The 23,723-nt window shown below is 58.9% G+C and carries 22 protein-coding genes; 15 read left to right on the forward strand and 7 right to left on the reverse strand.

Translation table 11 applies throughout. From position 1 onward, the window contains the following. The first annotated feature begins 311 nt into the window (after positions 1-311). Positions 312-1,685, forward strand: coding sequence for an MFS transporter (locus tag M5B43_RS10810; RefSeq protein ID WP_248750095.1), 1,374 nt, complete (start codon positions 312-314; stop codon positions 1,683-1,685). 58 nt (positions 1,686-1,743) lie between these two features. Here the strand turns inward: M5B43_RS10810 and M5B43_RS10815 are convergent, their stop codons facing one another. From M5B43_RS10815 to flgA, 4 genes are all read right to left on the reverse strand, one after another. Further along, the gene (locus tag M5B43_RS10815) at positions 1,744-2,493 is read right to left on the reverse strand and encodes a flagellar brake protein (RefSeq protein WP_248750096.1); all 750 of its coding nucleotides are present in this window, start codon (positions 2,491-2,493) and stop codon (positions 1,744-1,746) included. Between the two features lie 96 nt (positions 2,494-2,589). Further along, complete coding sequence (locus M5B43_RS10820) at positions 2,590-3,060, reverse strand: flagellar protein FlgN (RefSeq protein ID WP_060756334.1); 471 nt, start codon at positions 3,058-3,060, stop codon at positions 2,590-2,592. Between the two features lie 48 nt (positions 3,061-3,108). After that, on the reverse strand, positions 3,109-3,432 hold the full coding sequence (gene flgM, locus M5B43_RS10825; RefSeq protein ID WP_248750097.1) for a flagellar biosynthesis anti-sigma factor FlgM: 324 nt from the start codon (positions 3,430-3,432) through the stop codon (positions 3,109-3,111). A gap of 142 nt (positions 3,433-3,574) precedes the next feature. After that, on the reverse strand, positions 3,575-4,333 hold the full coding sequence (flgA, locus tag M5B43_RS10830) for a flagellar basal body P-ring formation chaperone FlgA (RefSeq protein WP_248750098.1): 759 nt from the start codon (positions 4,331-4,333) through the stop codon (positions 3,575-3,577). Between the two features lie 90 nt (positions 4,334-4,423). Here flgA and M5B43_RS10835 point away from each other — a divergent pair, with 90 nt between their 5' ends. The 6 genes from M5B43_RS10835 to flgE all read left to right on the forward strand — a co-directional run bounded on the left by M5B43_RS10835 (position 4,424) and on the right by flgE (position 9,405). Further along, a complete protein-coding gene (locus M5B43_RS10835) occupies positions 4,424-5,356 on the forward strand; it encodes a chemotaxis protein CheV (protein ID WP_248750099.1) in 933 nt (310 codons plus the stop codon). Between the two features lie 40 nt (positions 5,357-5,396). After that, positions 5,397-6,224: a protein-glutamate O-methyltransferase CheR gene (cheR, locus tag M5B43_RS10840; protein WP_248750100.1), complete on the forward strand. Its 828-nt coding sequence runs from the start codon at positions 5,397-5,399 to the stop codon at positions 6,222-6,224. A gap of 233 nt (positions 6,225-6,457) precedes the next feature. After that, positions 6,458-6,865, forward strand: a complete 408-nt coding sequence (gene flgB / locus M5B43_RS10845) for a flagellar basal body rod protein FlgB (protein ID WP_248750101.1) — start codon at positions 6,458-6,460, stop codon at positions 6,863-6,865. Positions 6,866-6,868: 3 nt separating this feature from the next. Then, a complete protein-coding gene (flgC, locus tag M5B43_RS10850; RefSeq protein WP_248750102.1) occupies positions 6,869-7,312 on the forward strand; it encodes a flagellar basal body rod protein FlgC in 444 nt (147 codons plus the stop codon). A 16-nt stretch (positions 7,313-7,328) separates the two neighbouring features. Further along, complete coding sequence (gene flgD / locus M5B43_RS10855) at positions 7,329-8,063, forward strand: flagellar hook assembly protein FlgD (RefSeq protein WP_248750103.1); 735 nt, start codon at positions 7,329-7,331, stop codon at positions 8,061-8,063. A gap of 31 nt (positions 8,064-8,094) precedes the next feature. After that, on the forward strand, positions 8,095-9,405 hold the full coding sequence (gene flgE / locus M5B43_RS10860) for a flagellar hook protein FlgE (RefSeq protein ID WP_248750104.1): 1,311 nt from the start codon (positions 8,095-8,097) through the stop codon (positions 9,403-9,405). A gap of 357 nt (positions 9,406-9,762) precedes the next feature. Here flgE and M5B43_RS10865 read toward each other — a convergent pair whose 3' ends face one another. Beyond that, positions 9,763-12,657, reverse strand: a complete 2,895-nt coding sequence (locus M5B43_RS10865) for a ribonucleoside-diphosphate reductase subunit alpha (RefSeq protein WP_248750105.1) — start codon at positions 12,655-12,657, stop codon at positions 9,763-9,765. Between the two features lie 839 nt (positions 12,658-13,496). Between M5B43_RS10865 and M5B43_RS10870 the strand changes: the two genes are divergently transcribed. Together M5B43_RS10870 and M5B43_RS10875 are read left to right on the forward strand one after the other, a co-directional pair. Further along, on the forward strand, positions 13,497-14,222 hold the full coding sequence (locus tag M5B43_RS10870; RefSeq protein WP_248750106.1) for a response regulator: 726 nt from the start codon (positions 13,497-13,499) through the stop codon (positions 14,220-14,222). Then, a complete protein-coding gene (locus M5B43_RS10875; RefSeq protein WP_248750107.1) occupies positions 14,219-15,829 on the forward strand; it encodes an ATP-binding protein in 1,611 nt (536 codons plus the stop codon). Before M5B43_RS10870 ends, M5B43_RS10875 begins: the two co-directional genes overlap by 4 nt. A 90-nt stretch (positions 15,830-15,919) precedes the next feature. Here the strand turns inward: M5B43_RS10875 and M5B43_RS10880 are convergent, their stop codons facing one another. Further along, positions 15,920-16,636: a 4'-phosphopantetheinyl transferase superfamily protein gene (locus M5B43_RS10880; RefSeq protein ID WP_248750108.1), complete on the reverse strand. Its 717-nt coding sequence runs from the start codon at positions 16,634-16,636 to the stop codon at positions 15,920-15,922. Between the two features lie 138 nt (positions 16,637-16,774). On the opposite strand from M5B43_RS10880, the gene M5B43_RS10885 reads away from it, so the two are divergent. Genes M5B43_RS10885 through M5B43_RS10895 form a run of 3 tightly spaced genes read left to right on the forward strand, consistent with a single transcriptional unit; the run spans position 16,775 to position 19,122 of the window. After that, a complete protein-coding gene (locus M5B43_RS10885) occupies positions 16,775-17,083 on the forward strand; it encodes a hypothetical protein (protein WP_248750109.1) in 309 nt (102 codons plus the stop codon). Between the two features lie 18 nt (positions 17,084-17,101). Then, positions 17,102-17,779: a response regulator transcription factor gene (locus M5B43_RS10890; RefSeq protein ID WP_248750110.1), complete on the forward strand. Its 678-nt coding sequence runs from the start codon at positions 17,102-17,104 to the stop codon at positions 17,777-17,779. Then, a complete protein-coding gene (locus M5B43_RS10895) occupies positions 17,776-19,122 on the forward strand; it encodes an ATP-binding protein (protein WP_248750111.1) in 1,347 nt (448 codons plus the stop codon). The genes M5B43_RS10890 and M5B43_RS10895 overlap by 4 nt, the downstream gene beginning before the upstream one ends. Here the strand turns inward: M5B43_RS10895 and M5B43_RS10900 are convergent. Next, positions 19,119-20,117 (reverse strand): AraC family transcriptional regulator, encoded by a 999-nt coding sequence (locus tag M5B43_RS10900; RefSeq protein ID WP_248750112.1) that lies wholly within the window; start codon positions 20,115-20,117, stop codon positions 19,119-19,121. The genes M5B43_RS10895 and M5B43_RS10900 overlap by 4 nt on opposite strands. 339 nt (positions 20,118-20,456) lie before the next feature. On the opposite strand from M5B43_RS10900, the gene M5B43_RS10905 reads away from it, so the two are divergent. From M5B43_RS10905 to M5B43_RS10915, 3 genes are all read left to right on the forward strand, one after another. Then, the gene (locus tag M5B43_RS10905) at positions 20,457-21,791 is read left to right on the forward strand and encodes a dicarboxylate/amino acid:cation symporter (protein ID WP_248750113.1); all 1,335 of its coding nucleotides are present in this window, start codon (positions 20,457-20,459) and stop codon (positions 21,789-21,791) included. Between the two features lie 144 nt (positions 21,792-21,935). Beyond that, the gene (locus tag M5B43_RS10910) at positions 21,936-22,922 is read left to right on the forward strand and encodes an XdhC family protein (RefSeq protein ID WP_248750114.1); all 987 of its coding nucleotides are present in this window, start codon (positions 21,936-21,938) and stop codon (positions 22,920-22,922) included. Beyond that, positions 22,919-23,554 (forward strand): nucleotidyltransferase family protein, encoded by a 636-nt coding sequence (locus M5B43_RS10915; protein ID WP_248750115.1) that lies wholly within the window; start codon positions 22,919-22,921, stop codon positions 23,552-23,554. Before M5B43_RS10910 ends, M5B43_RS10915 begins: the two co-directional genes overlap by 4 nt. Positions 23,555-23,723: the final 169 nt, after the last annotated feature.

Raw genomic sequence — 23,723 nt, forward strand, 5'->3', positions numbered from 1 at the left:
GCCAAGGCATGTAATAACGACCTGGACCAGCGGGATACCGCTGGCCCAGCTTCTCTGCAGAAGGCTCTCTGAGGCGGTTTTGCGGGAGTTGTTCAAAGACCAGTCGAACCTTGCAGCTGATCAATGTTCACAGCTGGTGCGCTGAGTATTTATCTCTGCCGTTGTGTACCTTAAAGGCAGTGATGCAGCGTCTGAGCTCATAAGCAAAATAATCCCCGGAAACAGACAATGCCGCCTGTCCGGACCCGGTCACCCCGGACTATCATGCCGATAGCCCTGTCTCTTACTGCAAGGAGCCGCTCGGAACGCCGATGCGCCAGATCTGGAAATCTTTTCGAGCCCTTTATTTCGCCTCCTTGATGATGCTGATCGGCTCCGGCCTGCTCAGTACTTATCTGGCCTTGCGCCTCGCAGCTGACCATGTAGACAGCCTGTGGGTCGGTGCATTGATGGCGGCCAACTATTTTGGCCTAGTGTTGGGTGGCAAGATCGGTCACCGCCTGATTGCCCGGGTCGGACATATTCGTGCCTACGCCACCTGCGCCGGGATCGTCGGTGCGGCGGTGCTGGGTCATGGCTTGATCGATTGGCTGCCAGCTTGGATTGTGCTGCGGATGATCGTGGGCCTGGGGATGATGTGCCAGTACATGGTCATTGAGAGCTGGCTTAACGAACAAGCCGACGCCAAGCAGCGTGGCGTGGTATTCAGCGGCTATATGATCGCTTCCTACCTGGGCTTGGTATTGGGTCAGTTAATCTTGGTGATGCATCCCCAGCTTGGCCTTGAGTTGCTCATGCTGGTGGCGCTGTGTTTCGCCCTGTGCCTGGTTCCCGTAGCAATGACTCGACGCATCCACCCGGCACCGCTGCACCCGGCACCGATGGAACCACGGTTTTTTATCAAGCGCGTGCCACAGTCGCTCAGTACGGTACTGGGCGCGGGATTGATCGTGGGGTCGTTCTACGGTTTGGCGCCGCTCTATGCGTCTCAGCAAGGGCTAACGACTGAACAAGTCGGCTTGTTCATGGGGTCCTGCATTTTTGCTGGATTGCTCGTGCAGTGGCCATTGGGCTGGCTGTCGGACCGCTATGACCGCGCGCTGCTGATTCGCTGCTTTGCCTTGTGTCTGGCGGTAGCGGCGTTGCCGTTGGCCATTATGACTCAAGTGCCATTGGAAATTTTGTTTGTGGCGGGCTTCCTGTGTTCGCTGGTGCAGTTCTGCCTTTACCCGCTGGCCGTGGCCTTTTCCAACGACCATGTGGAAGGAGATCGTCGGGTGTCGCTGACGGCCATGCTGCTGGTGACCTACGGCATTGGAGCCAGCGTTGGGCCACTCCTGGCTGGTGTGGTGATGAAGCTGTTTGGCAGCCAAATGCTGTATGCGTTTTTCAGTTTGTGTGCGTTGATCCTGGTGTGGCGTATTCGGCCGAAGGCGGTGACTAACCTGCATCAGGTCGATGACGCGCCGCTGCATCACGTGGCGATGCCTGACAGCATGTCCAGCTCGCCGCTGGTGGCTGCGCTCGACCCGCGGGTGGATGAGCAGGTGGTACAGGAGCAAATGCAAGCCGGTGCGCCAGAGCCAGCCCCTGAGCCCGCAATTGACGAGCCAGTTATCGAGGGCCCTCCAGAGCCACTTGGCCCTGACGACCATCCCCATGACCTGAGCAGGGCACGTCCCTGAATGAAAAAAGGGCAGATCCGATCAGGAACTGCCCTTTTTTTGCCTCGGCCTTTAAGGTTTAAAGGTCGTCGTCCTTGTCGAAGCGCCGTGCTTCACGCTGCAGTTGGTACACAAAACGCTCCACTTGGCGCTGCACCAAGCCACTCATATTGTGAAAGCGCACGCCGGCAAAGGTGGTGTTGATCTTATCTTCGAAGTGCAGGTATCGCAGCTCGACTGAAGTGGTCATGCTGCCGAAGGGCAGGGCTGCGATAAAGCGGTCATAGACCTGACCCAACTGCAGGCGCTCGGAGATGTCGCCCTCAAAGCGCAGTTTGCAGCCGGTGGCGGAGATGTCCAGCAGCTTACCGTTGATCGGGGCCTTGAGTTTTTCGCCACCCAGCTCGATGCTCACCAATTGCGCCAATTTCAACGCTGCGCGGAAGGCATTACGACGTTGATGGTAAACCACCTCGTCGGGCATGCTGCCGGTGTAGATGCGGTGGCCACCTTTTTCGCTGATGGTCAGCGTACCGTTGCTTTCCCACGCCACCCGCACGCCCTCATGGAAGCCTTCGATACGGAAGGGTTCGCCATTCTCAAGGTAGCGTTCCCCGTCACGCGGAATCATTTCGTCCAAAGCCAGCGTCTTGCTGTCCCGGTCAACATCTACCAGATAGCTTTGGAAGCGCTGGCTGCGTTCGTGGAAAGTGATGATCAGTGGGTCATGGCTTTCTTGCAGCATCCGCAAAGTGCCGGCGATTTCCAGAGGCGTGGTGAGGACCTTCGGTGGCTGCGGAGCATCTTCCGCATTAAGGGCGTTGAACACGGTTCTTCCATCTCCAGACAAAATACGACTACACGCAAGAACCGGCATTTTGCCAGTATGTAGCGCACCTTGGATAGGTCACGCCGTCAACTGGTGTCAGGCTTGGCTGCGGGTGCTTGGCTTGACCAGGCGTGAGGTGGAACCTTGGGCGTTGTACAGCGCCGGAGGTTCTCCGCCGTGGAGGATGCGTAACTGGTTGGCGGTCGTGGCTTGCTGAAGCTGGATCGACTGACCGTTGAGCAGGTTGGCTTCCTGGCACTGGGCGAGCAATTGATTGAGTGCGCTGCTTTGCGTCAGCAGTTGATCGCCGACCGAGGAATGGCTGGCCAGTTGTGCGAGGCCGTCATGATCGGCGGGCAAGCCCAGGCTGATGAGAATCTCGCTGCGCTTCTTGCCGTGCTGTTCGAGCAGCACAATCAGCGACTGTTTGCGCGCCAGTATTTCTTCCAGCAAGCGCATGTCCCGGCCGTACAAAGCCAGGGATTCTTCTTTGAGCAGCTCGAGCAAATGTTGCGTCGGCGCCAGATCATCAATGATCAGTTGAAGCAAATGTTCGTCGTGGTGCATGGCTGGCCTTGGGTTTTAAGCGTCCAAAAGCCCTGCGCAGGCCTTTGCCTAGCGCTCGGCTTCGAAGTTAAGCAGCTTGCTGGCTACACGGTTGCTGTCGACTTTATAGCTGCCATCGGCGATGGCCTGTTTCAACTCGGCCACACGGGCTTTATTGACAACCGGCTGATCGCGCAGCGAGTCAGTGACCTTCTGCAACTGTTGAGCCTCACTGCTCAGGTGTACCGATTCCCCACTCTGGCTGACACTGGCCTGTTCTGCCTTGGCGGGCGGGGCCTGAGTCTTGGCTTCTACGCCGTCCTTGGCGCCGCTGGTACGCGTACTGCCTGGCAAAGCCGGGGTGTTATTCAAACGACTGAAATCAATGACCATCTTAAAAAACCTCTGGGTATTTGGACGCTTGCCATGTTTTCGGCCATACCCGGGCAAACTTTAGGCTCGACTGACAATAAACCTAGTACAGCTCGACATCCAACGCACAGTGTAGGAAAAGCCAGCGTTTGATACCAGTGATCTATAAAGCCACTTCGACTTGGCCTGGCGCGGTCACCTGTGCCTTTATCACTCGGTTGGAGTTAAGGTTCTTGACTCGAATCTGTTCGCTCATTCCGCCATTGGAGAGCGCCTCGCCTGGCATCTTGACGGTCAACCCGCCGCTACTGGCGGAAATCACCACTTGGTCACCCTTGCGTATTACTTCGGCCTGTTCGAGATGAACCAGCGTGATGACTTGGTCGGTCACCATTGGTCGGGTGAGTTTTTGCCCGATAGCCTGGTCCAGGGAGGTCAGGTAGCCCTGATTGATCTGGCTGATATCCCTTTCGCGCAAAGCAACGTCTTCATAACCGATGATGCCGGTGCGTTTGAGGGGGCGCGTGACCACAACCACATCACGGAACAACTTGACTTGGGCCGGTACAAACACGGTCCACGGCGAAGCGCCATCGCAACGCACTTTCACGGTCACACGGCCGATGGGCTGGGCGGGGCTTTCCAGGGTGGCTGTCAATTCCTTGTCGCACATGGGCATACGCAGGCGCGGATCCAACGGGTTGACTTGGATTTCATAACGCCCTGGCGTCTGGGTGGTTGTCAGATAATCTTCTACAGTGAACTCAAGAAAGCCCTGAGTGACGCCGATAAGGAGATCAGGCAAGGTGACATTATCTGCGCGGGCTGCGGCACTCGAGCCCAAAGCGAGCAGCGCTATCGTGGCGCAGAACAATCTGCGGTACCGTGGCAGGCGTCGGGAAACTGTCGTTTTAAGGTTCATAAGCCAATAAATAGCAAAGCTCGTGCCGTTTCGTGTTGGGTACGCGCTGCCCTGTAGGTATAGCCCGGGTTTTAGCGTAGGAGTAAAGGCATGGCAGGTGTAATGGACTCAGTAAACCAGCGCACACAGCTGGTAGGGCAGAATCGCCTGGAGTTGTTGCTTTTTCGCCTGGACGGCAAGCAGCTGTACGGTATCAACGTGTTTAAAGTACGGGAAGTGCTGCAGTGTCCCAAGCTGACGATCATGCCCAAGTCCAGTCCGGTGGTGTGTGGCGTAGCCAACATCCGTGGCGCGACCATCCCGATTCTTGACCTGGCAATGGCCACGGGTTCTGCCGGTTTGCAAGACCGCGACAGCCCGTTCGTGATCATTACCGAGTACAACACCAAGACTCAGGGGTTCCTGGTGCGCTCGGTGGAGCGTATCGTCAATATGAACTGGGAGGAGATTCATCCGCCGCCCAAGGGCACTGGCCGCGATCACTATCTTACGGCGGTGACACGGGTCGATAACCAGTTGGTGGAAATCATCGACGTGGAGAAAATCCTCGCCGAAGTAGCGCCGACCTCTGAAACGATTTCCGTTGGGGTGGTGGATGCCGAGACGGCGCACAAGGCGGTATCCCTGCGTGTGTTGACCGTGGATGACTCTTCCGTCGCGCGTAAGCAAGTCACTCGTTGCCTGCAAACCGTTGGTGTGGACGTGGTGGCCCTCAATGACGGGCGCCAAGCCCTGGACTACCTGCGCAAGCTGGTGGATGAAGGCAAGAAGCCGGAAGAAGAGTTTTTGATGATGATCTCCGACATCGAAATGCCGGAAATGGACGGTTATACCCTTACGGCAGAGATACGCAGCGATCCACGCATGCAAAAATTGCATATCATCCTGCATACTTCATTGTCTGGGGTGTTCAATCAGGCAATGGTCAAGAAGGTCGGCGCTGATGACTTTCTGGCTAAATTTCGTCCTGATGACCTCGCATCCCGGGTAGTCGACCGGATCAAGGCAGCAGATCACGGCTAGGGATTTCCCTGGCGGTCATATGATTTAAGAGGCGGTATCATTGTCTACGGGTAATTTGGATTTCGAACAGTTCCGGGTCTTCCTGGAAAAAGCCTGTGGCATATTGCTTGGTGAAAACAAGCAGTACCTGGTATCCAGCCGTCTCAACAAACTGATGGAACAGCAGGGCATCAAATCCCTGGGTGAGTTGGTACAGCGAATCCAGGGGCAGCCGCGCAGCGGGCTCAAAGAGATGGTGGTCGATGCCATGACCACCAACGAAACCTTGTGGTTTCGCGATACCTACCCATTTGAAGTGCTCAAGAGCAAAGTGCTGCCTGAGGCCATCAAGGCCAGCCCGGGCCAGCGTTTGCGTATCTGGTCGGCAGCCTGTTCCTCGGGTCAGGAACCGTACTCGATCTCGATGTCCATCGACGAATTCGAGCGGACCAATATGGGCCAACTGAAGGCTGGCGCGCAGATTGTTGCCACGGACTTGTCCGGCACCATGCTCACCAACTGCAAGACCGGTGAGTACGACAGCCTCGCCCTGGGGCGCGGTTTGTCCCAGGAGCGCCTGCAGCGTTTCTTTGACCCGAAAGGGGCTGGGCGTTGGGCGATCAAGGCGCCGATCAAGAACCGAGTGGAGTTTCGCTCGTTCAACCTGCTCGACAGCTATGCCAGCCTGGGTAAGTTCGACATGGTGTTCTGCCGCAACGTGCTGATCTATTTTTCGGCCGAAGTGAAGAAAGACATCCTGTTGCGCATCCACGGCACCCTCAAGCGCGGTGGCTATTTGTTCCTCGGTGCGTCCGAGGCATTGAATGGCCTGCCGGATCATTACCAGATGGTGCAGTGCAGTCCCGGGATCATTTACCAGGCAAAATGATGCACGCTTGAACAAACAATGGGAGGCCCCGCAAAGGCCTCCCATTTTTTTCGCCGTAAAGCGGCAGTCCCTCTTGCCGCTTTACTGGCGCCAGGCGGAAACCGGTTGCCGCTTTTCTGGCATTGCCGCCGGCAATCTTCCTGCAACCCCTTGATTTACGGGGCTTGCGTGACTTGGCATGGCGCTTGCTATCTTCCTGTTACGAAAAGCAGGTCAGCCTAAAGGTTTCCGCCATGAGCATCAGCTTCGATAAAGCGCTCGGTATCCATGAACAAGCCCTGGGCTTCCGCGCCCAGCGTGCTGAAGTCCTGGCCAATAACATTGCCAACGCCGATACCCCGAACTACAAGGCTCGGGACCTGGACTTCTCCGCTGTGCTGGCCGCACAACAGGACAAGACCAAGAACGGCACCTTCGCCTTGAACATGACCAACAGCCGTCATATCGAAGCGCAAGGCTTGAGCAAGGGTGATGAGTCGCTGCTGTATCGTACGCCGATGCAACCGTCGATCGACCAGAACACCGTCGATGCCCAACTGGAGCAATCGGCCTACGCCGAGAACTCAGTGAACTTTCAGGCCAGCTTCACCCTGCTCAACAGCAAATTCAAAGGGCTGATGTCAGCCCTGCGTGGAGAGTAAGCCATGTCCCTGTCCAGTGTTTTCAATATTGCCGGCAGTGGCATGAGCGCGCAGACCACGCGCTTGAACACCGTCGCCAGTAACATCGCCAACGCCGAGACGGTGTCTTCGAGCATTGACCAGACTTACCGTGCTCGTCACCCGGTGTTCGCCACCATGTTTCAGGGTGGCCAGGGTAACGGCAGCGATTCGCTGTTCCAGAGCCAGGAGGCCGCTGGCTCTGGTGTGCAGGTGCTGGGTGTGGTCGAAGACCAAAGCAACCTTGAGGCCCGTTACGAACCCAATCACCCCGCCGCGAACGAAAAGGGCTACGTGTACTACCCCAACGTCAACGTGGTTGAAGAAATGGCTGACATGATCTCCGCCAGTCGCTCGTTCCAGACCAATGCGGAAATGATGAACACCGCCAAAACCATGATGCAGAAGGTCCTGACCCTGGGTCAGTGATAAGGGGCGCCAAATAATGGCCATTGTTGATACCACGTCTACTACACCCAACACGCCGGTTCAGGACCTTTTCAACTCCAAGGTCAAGACCGCGACGGACAATAGCGGCCTCGCTGCTGCTTCTACGGCGGCCACGGGTAACCAAGCACTGGGCAAGGACGCGTTCCTGCAACTGCTGGTGACCCAGTTGAAAAACCAGAACCCGCTGTCGCCCCAAGACAACGGTGCGTTCGTAGCGCAACTGGCTCAGTTCAGCAGCCTGGAAGGCATCAACACCCTGAATGATTCGGTGAATGCGATCTCCAGCAACTTCAGCTCCTCGCAAGCGCTGCAGGCGTCGTCACTGGTAGGGCGCTCAATCATTACCCAGACCAACCAGGCCATGGTCGACACCAGCAAGAGCATGACCGGTTCGGTGGCGGTGACGGCGGCGACGGGCAACGTCTCCGTCAAGGTCACCGACAAAGACGGCAATGTGGTGCGCACGATCGACATGGGCGCCCAGAGCGCCGGTGATTCCAGCTTTATCTGGGATGGCAAGAACGACAAGGGTGAGGTCGCGCCTGCCGGGACCTATACCTTCGCGGCCTCCACCAAAAATGACAAGGGCGATTCGGTTGCCCTGCTGACTTCGCTGCCGGCAACGGTGACCAGCGTGACGTTGAGCAAGACCGGTGGCGAAATGCTGCTGAACCTTGCAGGTGGCATGGGCAGCGTCAAGCTGTCGCAAATTCAGACTATCGGTACATAGAGCCGGCTAAATACGGCAGAGGGAGAGAAACATGTCTTTTAACATCGGCCTTAGCGGCCTCTATGCGGCCAACAAACAACTGGACGTGACCGGCAACAACATCGCCAACGTCGCGACCACAGGCTTCAAATCGTCCCGTGCGGAATTTTCGGACATTTACGCAGCGTCCAAGCTGGGTACTGGCCAGAACAGCGTTGGCAGCGGTGTGAACCTGGCGGCGGTGTCCCAGCAGTTCACTCAAGGTGATGTCAACAACACCGGCGGTATTCTGGATATGGCGATCCAGGGCGGTGGCTTCTTCGTTCAGAAGGGCAGTGATGGTTCGCTGGAATACACCCGTAGCGGCACTTTCCGTTCGGATAAAGACGGCTTCATCACCAACAACACCGGTACCTCGCGCCTGCAAGGCTACGCGGCGGACGCTGACGGCAATATCATCAAGGGCGCGTTGACCGACCTGCAATTGAACCTGGCGAACCTGCCGCCCAAGGCATCTAGCAAAGTCGATTCCAACAGCAACCTGAACTCGTCGTCGCCGGTGATCGACCAGACCGCCAAGCCGTTTGATCCAACCGATTCCACCACCTTCACCACCCAGTACAACACCACGTTGTATGACACCCAGGGTAATGCCCACCCGATGGTGCAGTACCTGGTCAAAACGGACTCCAACACTTGGAAATCCTACACCTTGATCGATGGCCGTAACCCCGACGGTTCGCCACCTACCGGCACGGGTTCTACGCCACCGGTTGCTTCGACGTTGAGCTTTGACGGCTCCGGCAAGCTGACCGGGATTGTCACGGGTACCACGTCCAGCACCACCCTGCAGCTCACCGGTTGGGTACCAGGTACGGTGACCAATGGCGTGTGGACCAGCAACGGTGCGAACGCCAACCCAGGCGGGATTGCCATCAACATGGGCAACATCACCCAGTACAACTCGGCGACCTACCGCAACCCACCGGTCACCGATGGCTACGCCACCGGTCAGATCACCGGCCTGAACGTTGACGGTAATGGCGTGCTGTTCGCTACCTTCAGCAACCAGCAGAGCAAGGCGGTTGGTCAACTTTCCCTGGCCAGCTTTAACAACGAGCAGGGCCTGCAGCCAGCCGGCGGCACCACTTGGAAAGAGACCTACTCTTCGGGCCAGCCGGGTTACGACACCCCGCAATCGGGCACCCTGGGTTCGATTGTGTACAAGTCCCTGGAGAACTCTAACGTCAACCTGACCAACGAGCTGGTGGACCTGATCAAGGCCCAGAGCAACTATCAGGCAAACGCCAAGACCATCTCCACCCAGAGCACCATCATGCAGACCATCATTCAGATGACCTGATGCGGTAGCGCTCGACAAAAAGCCCCTCGAGAGGGGCTTTTTTGCGGGCGTAGAAAAACATCTCGTATAGCCGGGAAGGCCTGTATCGCCAGGGCCTGAAAAATAACATTCGGGCCGCTACGGCCGCTGATTTACGGTGAAGTAAGGTAGGGCCTGTGGTGTACAACGGTCACTCGATGGCCGTTTACGATGGGCGGATTGAGTTGTGGGGAAGGCGAGGCGCAGCGCCACAGTCAGGCACGGCGACGGTGTTGTTTGGCACTTGAGACAAAAGAAAACCCCTGATAAACCCAACTGCATCCAGGGTCTATCAGGGGTTTTTCAATCCCGGGCATTCAAGCCCGGGACCGGCTCAGGTTATTGGCAAGCTTCGCAATCCGGCTCGTCAATCGCGCAGGCTTTCGGCACTGGCGCCGGGCCGGCTGGTGCGGCAAGCACCGAATCATCACCGTGGTTGCCGCTGGACACTGCGTTCAGCTTGCCGGTGTTGATGGTCGACTTCTCGGTGCTGGTCGCCGCCAGGGCACGGAGGTAGTAAGTGGTTTTCAGGCCACGGTACCACGCCATGCGGTAGGTCACGTCCAGCTTCTTGCCCGATGCACCGGCGATGTACAGGTTCAGCGACTGAGCCTGGTCGATCCACTTCTGGCGACGGCTGGCGGCGTCAACGATCCACTTGGTGTCCACTTCGAAGGCCGTCGCGTAGAGCTCTTTGAGTTCTTGCGGGATGCGCTCGATCTGCTGCACGGAACCGTCGTAGTACTTCAGGTCGTTGATCATGACCGAGTCCCACAGGCCGCGGGCTTTCAGGTCGCGCACCAGGTACGGGTTGATCACGGTGAACTCGCCGGACAGGTTCGATTTCACATACAGGTTCTGGTAGGTCGGTTCGATCGACTGCGATACGCCAGTAATGTTGGCGATGGTCGCGGTCGGTGCGATGGCCATGATGTTGGAGTTACGAATACCTTTCTGCACACGGGCACGTACCGGCGCCCAGTCCAGGGTTTCGTTCAGGTCAACATCGATGTACTTCTGGCCACGGGCTTCGATCAGGATCTGTTGCGAGTCCAGCGGCAGGATGCCTTTGGACCACAGCGAACCCTGGAACGTCTCGTACGCGCCTCGCTCATCGGCCAGGTCGCAGGACGCCTGGATCGCGTAGTAGCTGACCGCTTCCATGGACTTGTCGGCGAACTCGACGGCAGCATCCGAACCGTAAGGAATGTGCTGCAGGTACAGCGCGTCCTGGAAGCCCATGATCCCTAAGCCAACCGGGCGGTGCTTGAAGTTGGAGTTCTGCGCCTGTGGCACCGAGTAGTAGTTGATGTCGATCACGTTATCGAGCATGCGTACGGCGGTGTTGACCGTGCGTGCAAGCTTCACGGTGTCCAACTTGCCGTTGACGATGTGGTTCGGCAGGTTGATCGAGCCCAGGTTGCAAACGGCGATCTCGTCCTTGTTGGTATTCAAGGTGATCTCGGTGCACAGGTTCGAGCTGTGGACCACGCCCACGTGCTGCTGCGGGCTGCGCAGGTTGCATGGGTCCTTGAAGGTCAGCCATGGGTGGCCGGTTTCGAACAGCATGGACAGCATTTTGCGCCACAGGTCTTTGGCCTGGATGGTCTTGAACAGCTTGACCTTGCCTGGGTACTCGGTGAGGGCTTCGTAGTACTCGTAGCGCTCTTCGAAGGCTTTGCCGGTCAGGTCGTGCAGGTCCGGTACTTCGGACGGCGAGAACAGGGTCCACTTGCCATCATCGAAGACGCGCTTCATGAACAGGTCAGGGATCCAGTTGGCGGTGTTCATGTCGTGGGTACGACGACGGTCATCACCGGTGTTCTTGCGCAGCTCGATGAACTCTTCAATGTCCATGTGCCAGGTTTCCAGGTAGGCACATACAGCGCCTTTGCGCTTGCCACCCTGGTTAACGGCGACGGCAGTGTCGTTCACGACTTTCAGGAACGGTACAACGCCCTGGGACTTGCCGTTGGTGCCCTTGATGTACGAACCCAGTGCACGCACCGGCGTCCAGTCGTTACCCAGGCCGCCAGCGAATTTGGACAGCATGGCGTTGTCGTGGATCGCGTGGTAGATGCCCGACAGGTCATCCGGCACGGTGGTCAGGTAGCAGCTCGACAGCTGTGGACGCAGGGTGCCGGCGTTGAACAGGGTTGGGGTCGACGACATGTAGTCGAAGGACGACAACAGGTTGTAGAACTCGATGGCGCGGTCTTCTTTGTGCTTCTCTTCAATCGCCAGGCCCATGGCCACACGCATGAAGAACACTTGCGGCAGTTCGAAGCGGATACCGTCCTTGTGGATGAAGTAACGGTCGTACAGGGTTTGCAGGCCCAGGTAGGTGAACTGCTGGTCGCGCTCGTGGTTGATCGCCTTGCCGAGTTTTTCCAGGTCGAAGGTCGCCAGGATCGGGTTCAGCAATTCGAATTCGATGCCCTTGGCGATGTAGGCCGGCAGGGCCTTGGCGTACAGGTCGGCCATCTCGTGGTGGGTGGCGCTGTCGGCCACGCCGAGGAAGCCCAGGCCTTCGGCACGCAGGGTGTCCATCAGCAGGCGTGCGGTCACGAACGAGTAGTTCGGCTCGCGCTCAACCAGGGTACGGGCGGTCATCACCAGAGCAGTGTTGACGTCGGTCAGGGCCACGCCGTCGTACAGGTTCTTCAGGGTTTCGCGCTGGATCAGGTCACCATCGACTTCTTCCAGGCCTTCGCAGGCTTCGGTGATGATGGTGTTCAGGCGGCCCAGGTCCAGCGGTGCAAACGTGCCGTCGGCCAGGGTAATGCGGATCGACGGGTGAGCGTGTACGGCGGCTTCTTCGGCCGGGGAGCGCACGGCACGTTCCTTGGAACGGGCGTCACGGTAGATCACGTAGTCACGCGCGACTTTCTGCTCGCCGGCACGCATCAGGGCCAGTTCAACCTGGTCCTGGATTTCTTCGATGTGGATGGTGCCGCCCGACGGCATGCGACGCTTGAAGGTTGCAGTGACTTGTTCGGTCAGGCGGGCAACGGTGTCGTGGATGCGCGACGAGGCAGCAGCGGTGCCGCCTTCAACTGCAAGAAACGCTTTGGTGATGGCGACGGTGATTTTGTCATCGGTATAAGGAACGACAGTGCCGTTACGCTTGATCACGCGCAGTTGGCCGGGTGCGGTGGCGGACAGATCCAGGTTCGAATCAGCGGCCTGCGGCACGGAGCCTTGCGGGTTCTCGCGAGTTGTGTCGGTTTGCATGGGGGGTTGTCTCCACATTCTATATTTATTTGGGCACCATCACGGTGCCCACCGTTCCGTCCTGAAGCACTTACAGCAGGCATTGGCCTGGCATAACAACTTCGGGACAGGAGGAAGGGAGCTCATCGCGCCGCTTCCATGCCGAAGTCTTCGGCTCGGGGCACAAAGGCCCTTCGCCGTATTCCTGGTGGGTGACAGTTGCCAGGTTCAAGCACTGCAACACCCGTACCGTTTTTTACCAATTGGGTTGAAAAACGGTGGCCGTCCGCGCGTGCGGTTTGGCCTTCAAAAAATGCTTTGGTTCAACCAAACAGGAGCAAGAAAGCGCTTGAGTTTCTTGTCTGATCTGTGTTTGGTTTTTTCGCTGAAAACCCTACATGTAGGGTTTTTTTAGCGCTGAGGTACAAGATAATGCGTTTTGGGGGGCTTAGCAACGCACTACCTGTGGATAACGCTGTGGGTAAAATGTGTATGAATCATGGAACACCCGTGTAGGCCGCAGTACTACTGGATTACGCCGTTTGTCACCGAATATTCCAAGGGAAAAACTGCCGGTTGGAATTTTGAGGGCGCGAACCCTATCACAAAAAAACGCCATGACCGAATGGAATTCCCGGCTTGTGTTCAAGGGAGGGTGCATGGCTACAATCGGCCTCTGTTATGCCCTCAAAACATGACAAACAGGCTATGGGGCGGTGGAGATCTAATTGTGGGAGCGGGCTTGCTCGCCAAAGCGGTGTATCAGTCGATGCATGTGCCAGCTGACCCACTGCTTTGGCGAGCAAGCCCCACATTCGACCGCGTGAGCCAAAGAACTTCTAATAACAACGAGGTGGCGCATGGAGCAAGAAGCCTGGCAGATACTGATCGTCGAGGACGACGAGCGACTCGCCGAGTTGACCCGTGATTACCTGGAAAGCAACGGCTTGCGCGTGTCAGTAGAAGGCAATGGCGCCCAGGCTGCGGCGCGCATCATTGCCGAGCAGCCTGACCTGGTGATCCTTGATCTGATGCTGCCTGGCGAAGACGGCCTGAGCATCTGCCGCACGGTACGCGAGCGTTATGACGGTGTGATCCTGATGCTGACCGCACGCACCGACGACATGGACCAAGTGCTGGGCCTGGACATGGGCGCCGACGATTATGTGTGCAAGCCTGTGCGCCCGCGTTTATTGCTGGCGCGTATCCAGGCCCTGCTGCGACGCAGCGAGCCGGCGCTGCCTGCTGCGGTGGAAACCCAACGCCGCCTGCAATTTGGCCCGCTAGTGGTGGACAGCGCCCTGCGCGAGGCCTGGCTGCACGAAGGCGGCATCGAACTGACCAGTGCCGAATTCGACCTGTTGTGGCTGCTGGTGGCCAACGCCGGGCGCATCTTGTCTCGCGAAGAAATCTTCATCGCCTTGCGCGGCATTGGTTACGACGGCCAGGATCGCTCCATTGATGTGCGCATCTCACGCATTCGGCCAAAGATTGGCGACGACCCGATCCACCCGCGCCTGATCAAGACCATCCGCAGCAAAGGCTACCTGTTTGTCCCCGAAGCCGCTGCCGACATGCCGCTGTGAACTCGATCTTCCTGCGCATCTACGGCGGCATGTGCGCAGCGCTGATCCTGGTGGCGTTACTCGGCGTTCTGGCCTTGCACTTGCTCAATGATGTGCGCAGTGGCCAGTACCGAGAGCGCTTGGCCCACGGCACCTTCGCCTTGATGGGCGATAACCTGCAACCCATGAGCGCCATTGAACGGCTGCGCGCGTTGGCGGTGTGGGAGCGTCTGCTGGGGATTCCCCTGGAGTTGCGTACTTTCGCTGACGCGCAACTGGACCTGAGCCAGCGCAATCGCCTGCAACGTGGCCAGGTCCTGGTGGAACAGACGGGCCCCCATGCGGCGCGGGTGCTGCGTTTGGTCAGTGAACAGGAGCAACTGGTGCTCACCGGTGAAGTGCAGCAAATCAGCGAGCAATTGGCCCGTGCGACGATCTACCTGCTGGCCGACGAACTGGTGCGATTTCCGGTGGACGAGCAACCCAAGCGCTTGGCCGCAATAAAGGAAGCCAAGGGTTTTGGTTTTGAGATGCACCTGATGCCCCTTGACCAGACTGATATGGACGACGACCAGCGCCGTCGCGTGGCGGAAGGCGATACGGTGATGGCCCTGGGCAAGGGCGGCGACTCGATCCGCGTGTTTGCCGGCATGGTGGGCACACCCTGGGTGCTGGAGATCGGCCCGCTGTATCAAATGAACCCGTACCCGGCGCAATGGCTGATCCTGATCACGTTGATCGGTCTGACGTTGATCGGTTTGATCGTCTACCTGCTGGTGCGTCAGCTTGAGCGCCGGCTCAAGGGCCTGGAGGCGGCGGCCACGCGTATCGCCAAGGGCAACCTGGAAGTGCGTGTGCCGGCGCGTGGCGCCGACTCGGTAGGGCGCCTGGCGGCAGCATTCAATGGCATGGCCGAGCACTTGCAACAATTGTTGGCGATTCAGCGCGAGCTGGTGCGCGCGGTGTCCCATGAATTGCGCACGCCGGTAGCCCGCCTGCGTTTCGGCCTGGAGATGATCGGCGATGCCGCCACCCCCGAAGCCAGGCGCAAATACCTGGATGGCATGGATGGCGATATCCAGGACCTCGATGGCCTGGTGGACGAAATGCTGACTTATGCGCGCCTGGAACAGGGCGCGCCGGCGTTGAGTTTCCAGCGCGTCGACCTCGACGCGTTGCTGGATCAGGTGATCGGCGAATTGTCGCCACTGCGGCCTCAGGTCACCGTCACCCGTGGCACGTGCTTGTCCTCGCCCCACTGGGAGGATGCCTGGGTCGACGCCGAGCCGCGCTACCTGCACCGTGCCCTGCAGAACCTGGTGAGCAATGCCATGCGCCACGCCAAGGGGCAGGTATTGATCAGTTATCAGGTCGGGCAGATGCGTTGTCGCATCGACGTGGAAGATGACGGTCCCGGCGTGCCGGAAAGCGCCTGGGAACGGATCTTCACGCCGTTCCTGCGCCTGGACGACAGCCGCACACGGGCCTCGGGCGGACATGGCCTGGGGTTATCGATTGTACGGCGGATTATCTATTGGCATGGCGGGCGGGCGTTGATCAGCAAGAGCAACAACCTGGGCGGGGCGTGTTTCAGCTTGAGTTGGCCAAGGGATCAGCAGAAACCCTGACACCGCAATCGGGGGCTTACCCTTAAGCGCCACAGTTACAGCGCCCCTTCTTAATTGACTGGCATTGGGGCTTGCCCCGATTGTGGTCTATCAAGCGCCGATAGCCACCAGGCTCAACAACTGCTCCCCCTCCACCACAAACTGCCCCTCCAACGCTTTGCCATGGCACCACTCATTGGACAAGTCCGTCAGCAATCGTAGCCGCACATGTCCAGCCTGCGACCACTCCAGCACCTCGGCATGTTCAAAGTAAAAGCGCTTCTGCACAATCGGGTAGAGCGCCTTGAACAGGCTCTCTTTGACCGAAAACGTCAGCGTCACCAGCAAGGCAATCTGGTCGCGCGGCAGGGCGGCCATGCGCTGCAACTCATCGGCGGTCAGAATTTCACTGGCCAGGCGTTCTGCCCGTTCCAGCGTCAGTACGTTCTCCACGTCCATCCCCAGCCCGCGCCATTGCGCCTTGTGGCCGACAATCGCCGCAGCATGCCCGGTGCTGTGGGTAATGGAGCCGCTGATGTGCCCAGGCCATATCGGCGCACGGTCTTCGCCAATCGCGGGGACGCAATCGAGCTGATCAAGCTGTTGCAGCGCTGCGCGGGCGCACAGGCGGCCAGCGAGGAACTCCGCCTGACGCTTGGCCACTGAGCGCTGGATGCTCGCCGGAGGCGGTACGGCGCTGCGCTGGAAATCGCCGGCACTCAATAGGGCCGGATCGAATCGAGTGCTCAGAAACACCGTGCCCGGCAAGGGAACGGGCAGCGGCCAATGGGCATCGAGTGGGGTGCAGCAAGCGGGTAGGAGGGTCATGTGCGGTATTTTGCCGAGTTGGCGCGTCAGTGGATAGCCCGTAACGGTTCAGGTGAGGTTCAGAGGCCGTTCAGGGGGAGTTCAGGGGCGCCTGCGTAGTCTGGGCCTCACAGCCTAAACGCGTAAGAGGTAAGCACCATGACTGCGATCAAGAAGCTGATGTTGGCGTTAACCATGCTCAGTGCCACCGCCGGCGTACAGGCCGGCGATGGCGCCTTTGCGGCATTCGGTAGCGAGAAAACCAAAAAATCCAGCAACCTGATCCATCGTGTCAGCTTCGAAGACGCGGGCAGCCAACCCGCGCCGTGGGGGCAGTCTCTGGACCTTGCTGCCCGGCAGCCGGGTTACCGCACAGGCTATGAACACCTGACGGGCCAATACAATGGCATTAAACTGCGCCCGCAAGACTTGCAGGGCCGCTATCATATCCCTCTGTCGGACAGTTGAATCGCCTTGGAGAGCCTTATGAAATTGCTGGTGGTTGAAGATGAGGCGCTGTTGCGTCATCACCTGTTAACCCGCCTGACCGACAGCGGGCACGTGGTCGAGGCCGTGGCCAATGCCGAAGAAGCCCTGTACCAGACTGGCCAGTTCAACCACGACTTGGCGATCATCGACCTTGGTTTGCCTGGCATGGGCGGCCTGGACCTGATCCGCCAACTGCGCACTCAGGCCAAGACCTTCCCGATCCTGATCCTGACCGCCCGCGGCAACTGGCAGGACAAGGTCGAGGGCCTGGCGGCCGGTGCCGACGACTACGTGGTCAAGCCGTTCCAGTTCGAAGAGCTGGAAGCGCGGATGAACGCCTTGCTGCGCCGCTCCAGCGGGTTTACCCAGTCCACCATCGTCGCCGGACCCTTGCTGCTGGATCTCAATCGCAAGCAAGCCTCCCTGGAAGAACAGCCGCTGGCGTTGACTGCCTATGAGTATCGGATTCTCGAATACTTGATGCGTCACCACCAGCAAGTGGTGGCCAAGGATCGCTTGATGGAACAGCTCTACCCCGATGACGATGAGCGCGACCCGAACGTCATCGAAGTGCTGGTCGGCCGCCTGCGGCGCAAGCTCGAAGGCCCGGCCGGGTTCAAGCCGATCGATACCGTGCGTGGCTTGGGTTACCTGTTCAATGAGCGCTGCCGTTGATTCGCTCGCTACGTGTGCGCTTGATGCTGGCCGCCGCCACCCTGGCCGTGCTGTTTATGCTGGGCTTGTTGCCTGCCATGCAAGGCGCTTTCAGCCTGGCGCTGCAAGACTCCATCGAGCAGCGCCTGGCCTCGGATGTGACGACACTGATTTCCGCAGCACGGGTCGAAAATAACCGGCTGCTGATGCCGGCTCAGTTGCCGGATGAGCGTTTCAACCTTACCGATAGCCGGTTGCTCGGCTATATCTACGACCGCGAAGGCCATCTGGTGTGGCGTTCGCGGGCGACCCAGGAAGAAAACATCAACTACAAGCCGCGCTACGACGGGCGTGGCAACGAGTTTGCGCGCATCCGCGAGGCCAATGGCCAGGAGTTCTTCGTGTATGACGTCGAGGTCAGACTGCTGGGCGGTAAGAGTGCGGCCTTCAGTATCGTCGCCCTGCAACCGGTACGTGAATACCAACTGACCCTCGAAGGCTTGCGGGAAAACCTCTACCTGGGGTTCGGCGCGGCCTTGCTCGTGTTGCTGACACTGTTGTGGCTGGGCCTGACCTGGGGCCTGCAAGCCCTGCGGCGGCTGAGTCAGGAGCTTGATCAGATCGAAGGGGGGACCCGTGAAAGTCTTTCTGAGGAACACCCCCGCGAGCTGTTGCGCCTCACCGGTTCCCTCAACCGTCTGCTGCACAGCGAGCGCGAGCAGCGTGCGCGCTACCGCGATTCCCTCGACGACCTGGCCCACAGCCTGAAAACGCCACTGGCGGTATTGCAAGGCGTGAGCGAAGACATGGCCCAGCGCCCCGAAGAACGTGGCCAGGCGTGGGTATTGCAATCGCAGATCGAGCGCATGAGCCAACAGATCGGCTATCAATTGCAGCGTGCCAGCCTGCGTAAAAGCGGCCTGGTGCGCCATCAGGTGCGCCTGGAACCGGTACTGCAAAGCCTGTGCGACACGCTGGACAAGGTTTACCGAGACAAGCGCGTCGCGGTGTCCTTTGATTTGCCGGATAAGTGCGATGTGCCCATCGAGAAAGGGGCCTTGCTCGAAATGCTCGGCAACCTGCTGGAAAATGCCTATCGCCTGTGCCTGAGTGAAGTGCGTATCAGCCTGGTGGAAAGCCTGGAAGGCACAGAGTTGTGTATTGAAGACGATGGCCCCGGTGTACCGCCGGATCAGCGTGCGCGGATTCTTCAGCGCGGCGAGCGGCTCGATCGTCAGCACCCTGGGCAGGGGATCGGGCTGGCGGTGGTCAAGGACATCATCGAAAGCTACAACGCGCGCCTGACCTTGGGTGACTCGCCGTTGGGTGGGGCGGCCTTCAAGATTCACTTCCCGGCCATCTAGTTTTCCTGGGCGCGGTAGGCCCCCGGTGTCAGCCCCGTCCACTTCTTGAATGCCCGATGAAACGCCGACGGTTCGGAGAATCCCAATTGTTCGGCGATTTCCTGCAAAGACAAATCCGCCCGCCCCAAGTGGTAAATCGCGATGTCTCGGCGCAATTCGTCCTTCAACGCCTGAAAACTGGTGCCTTCTTCGCGCAGATGCCGGCGCAGGGTCTGCGGGCTGATGTGCAGGTGTTGAGCCACGGCTTCCAGGTCCGGCCAGGGCGTGCGGTCGCGACTCAGCAAGCGGCGCAGTTGGCTGCTCAAGCTGTCACCTTCATCCGGTCGAGACAATAAATCGGCTGGGGAGCGCTGCAAGAAGTGCTTGAGGGTGCGTTCGTCCTGCAACAGCGGCAGGCTCAGGTAGCGGCTGGGAAACACCAGGCTGCTGTTCGGTGCACTGAACACCAGGGAGCAGGGGAACAACAGGTCGTATTCTCCCGCGTGGGCTGGCATTGGGTAGCTGAAGGTTGCCTGGTGCAGGCGGATACGCTGGCCAATCAGCCAACTGCCGAGGCGATGCCAGATCACCAGCAGGCATTCACTGAGGAAGTGATCCGGGTCCCACAACTGCGAATCGTCCAGGCTCAAGCGCGCCATGTCGCCTTCTTTGGTCAGCTGCCAGCGCGGGCCTTGCGGGAATAGGCTATAAAATAATAAGCCGCGTTCCAGAGCCTTCTCCAGGGTGCGGCAGTGGATCAGGGCGTGGCACATCATGGCGAAGGTGCCGCGCTTGCTCGGCCCTTCGGCAAAGCCCAGGTATTCGTCATCCAGCGCTAGCCAGAGCATTTGCAACAGGCGGGTAAATTGCTCCGGCGCGATGCGGGCGCGGGGTTCGGTCAGCAGTTCTGGGGTAATGCCCAGTTGATGCAATAGGCCCGAGTAGTCGTAGCCGGCACGACGCGCACCGCCCAGGGCGGCTCGGGCGTAATGACTGGCGATGGTACGTTCGCGCATGAAAGGGCCTCGTCCATGGAGTGGCGGATGGTAGCCATCGCCTGGCGGTGCGACAAGGCGGATATCCGCCAAATTGCAGGACGGGACTGGCCGAGTAGGCGGAAATCCGCCATCTTGTACCGTGTCGGCAAGAGCGTCTGTAAACCCCGGCCCCTGATGTCTAAGGGCCTTCAGGGTTTTTAAGCAAAGTGGCACGACGTTTGCGATAAGGCTTGAAGCGCAGGTTTGATCCTACAGACTTCGCCAACAACAAATCCCTCCAGTGCAGGAGGGTTCGCAATTCAAGTGTCGTGGGCAATGGCGGATATTTGCCACACGGTGCGATTGAGGAACTTTGCAATGACGACTCGTCAGCCACTGTACAAATCCCTGTATTTCCAGGTGATCGTTGCAATCGTTATCGGTATTTTGCTCGGTCACTTCTACCCGCAGACCGGCGTGGCCCTCAAGCCACTGGGTGACGGCTTTATCAAGCTGATCAAAATGGTCATCGCCCCGATCATCTTCTGCACCGTTGTCAGTGGCATCGCTGGCATGCAAAGCATGAAATCGGTCGGTAAAACCGGTGGCTATGCGCTGCTGTACTTCGAAGTCGTTTCCACCATCGCCCTGCTGATCGGCCTGGTCGTGGTCAACGTTGTGCAACCGGGCGCCGGCATGCACATCGACGTCGCGACCCTGGACGCGTCCAAAGTCGCTGCCTACGTGACGGCCGGTGCAGACCAGAGCGTGGTCGGCTTCATCCTCAACGTGATCCCGAACACCATCGTCGGCGCATTTGCTAACGGCGATATCCTGCAAGTGCTGATGTTCTCGGTGATCTTCGGTTTCGCCCTGCATCGCCTGGGTGCCTATGGCAAGCCGGTCCTGGACTTCATCGATCGCTTCGCCCACGTGATGTTCAACATCATCAACATGATCATGAAGCTCGCGCCAATCGGTGCCTTGGGCGCCATGGCGTTCACCATCGGTGCCTACGGTGTAGGTTCTCTGGTGCAACTGGGCCAGTTGATGATCTGCTTCTACATCACCTGCGTGCTGTTCGTCGTGGTGGTGCTGGGCGCCATCTGCCGCGCGCACGGTTTCAGTGTGTTGAAGCTGGTTCGTTACATCCGTGAAGAGCTGTTGATCGTTCTGGGTACTTCGTCCTCCGAGTCCGCACTGCCACGCATGCTGATCAAGATGGAGCGCCTGGGCGCGAAGAAATCCGTAGTCGGCCTGGTGATCCCAACAGGCTACTCCTTCAACCTCGACGGTACTTCGATCTACCTGACCATGGCTGCCGTGTTCATCGCCCAGGCGACTGACACCCACATGGACATCACCCACCAGATCACCCTGCTGCTGGTGCTGCTGTTGTCCTCCAAAGGCGCTGCAGGCGTGACCGGTTCGGGCTTCATCGTACTGGCTGCAACCCTGTCGGCCGTAGGCCACCTGCCGGTTGCCGGCCTGGCGCTGATCCTGGGTATCGACCGCTTCATGTCCGAAGCCCGTGCATTGACCAACCTGGTCGGTAACGCGGTCGCGACCATTGTTGTGGCCAAGTGGGTCAAGGAACTGGACACCGACAAGCTGCACAGCGAGCTGGCGTCCGGCGGTACCGGTATCTCCGACACGCGTCCGGAAGATGACCTGGGCGTGGCCGAAGGCCCTGCTCCTGCTGCCATCAAGTAAGGTGCGGCTGGCGTGAACTGACGCCCGAGCCACCTGCAAACGCCCCGACTGGTTCGGGGCGTTTGCGTTTCTGCCCGGCCACTTTTGGCGTCTTTTGATTTACAGTGAATAAATGTTTCATCCGCAACGCCAGCAGGAGGTTTGATGGATAGCGTGGATCTGAATGTCCTGCGCAGCGTGCTGGAATGGCGTCGTGCCGGGCAACGAGTGGTGTTGTATAGCGTGGTCCAGACCTGGGGCAGTGCACCGCGGCCTCCGGGGGCGATGCTGGCCTTGCGGGGCGACGGGGTGGTGATTGGCTCCGTGTCCGGGGGGTGCATCGAAGATGACTTGATTGCCCGCCTGCAAGATGGTCGGCTGGCGGACGATGGGCCGCCGGTGCAGTTAGTGACCTATGGCGTCACCCGCGATGAGGCGGCGCGTTTTGGCCTGCCTTGCGGCGGCACGTTGCGTCTGACCGAAGAGCGGGTGGATGACTGGGAGTGGGTCGCGCAGTTGCTGGCACGCTGTGAAGACCATCAGGTTGTCGCGCGCGAGTTGAACCTGGCCACAGGCGAGGTGACCCTCAGGAGTGCGAGCAAGAACGATGTGGTGAGCTTTGACGGTGAACGCTTGCGGGCCATTTACGGCCCGCGCTGGCGCCTGTTGTTGATCGGTGCCGGGCAGTTATCACGCTATGTGGCGGAAATGGCGCGGCTGCTGGATTTCGAAGTACTGATCTGCGACCCGCGCCAAGAGTTCGTTTACGGCTGGGAAGAACAGCACGGCCGCTTTGTGCCGGGCATGCCCGATGAGGCGGTGTTGAATATCCACACCGATGAACGCACGGCGATCGTGTGCCTGACCCACGATCCGCGCCTGGATGACATGGCGTTGCTGACGGCGCTGAACTCCACGGCGTTCTATATCGGCGCCCTGGGGTCGCGAGTCAACACCCAGAAGCGCCGGGAGAACCTGGCGGCGCTGGGTTTGTCTGCGCAGGTCATTGCACGTTTGCATGGGCCGATTGGTTTGCATATCGGCAGTCATACACCAGCGGAGATTGCGTTGTCGTTGATGGCTGAAATTGTGGCGATCAAGAATGGCGTGGCACCGATGCAGAAAAAGCCGTTGGCGGAGGTGGCGCAGTGAATGTCACGGCCATTGTGCTGGCGGCGGGGCAGGGCAGTCGTTTCCGGGCTGAAGCCGGGATGGATCAGGACAAGCTGCTGGCTGATTGTGTGGGCCTGGATGGGGTTGTGCGACCGGTGATCGAGCAGGTGCTTCTGAATTTGCCTGCGCGTGTTGTCGAGCGCTGGTTAGTGACCTCCCCGGAGCGCACCGAGGTTATCCGATTGGCGCAGGCTTATGGCTGCCAAGTCTTGCTGCTGCACTCGGCCGGCATGGGGGACAGTATTGCCGCGGCGGTTGCGGCCAGTGGCTCGGCGGATGGCTGGCTGGTGGTGCTGGGGGATATGCCGTTTATATTGACTTCCAGTATTGAAAGTGTGGTTGCTGGGCTGGCCGTGAGTCGTATTCGGGTACCCGTCCATGCCGGGCGGTATGGGCATCCAGTGGCTTTTGGAAGTGGCTGCGCTCAAGCGCTGATGGGGTTGTCTGGGGATGTAGGGGCAAAGTCTTTGTTTGCTTCTTTTCGAGTCGTGCCTGTGAATGTGCTGGATCCTGGCGTGTTATGGGACGTTGACGTGCCCAGTAGCTTGCGAGGGGCAGAGGTTAATGGGCCTACAAATGGCGGTAGCTTTTCCGATACTGCCTTGCGTTGAGTCTGATCGTGGGAGTTTACGGCTTCGTACTTAATGAGCACCTGTGTGTTCACCCCTCCTGTTGAGCAGCCTTCTTTTGCTTCCCGCACGTCGAATAATTCGAAAACCGAGGCGAACACCGAAGTGAAAGCTCTGAATCAAAAAAGCCCCGCCTGATCACTCAGGCGGG

The sequence above is a fragment of the Pseudomonas sp. MWU15-20650 genome (genome assembly GCF_023242475.1).
In the GTDB taxonomy this organism is placed as follows: Bacteria; Pseudomonadota; Gammaproteobacteria; order Pseudomonadales; family Pseudomonadaceae; genus Aquipseudomonas.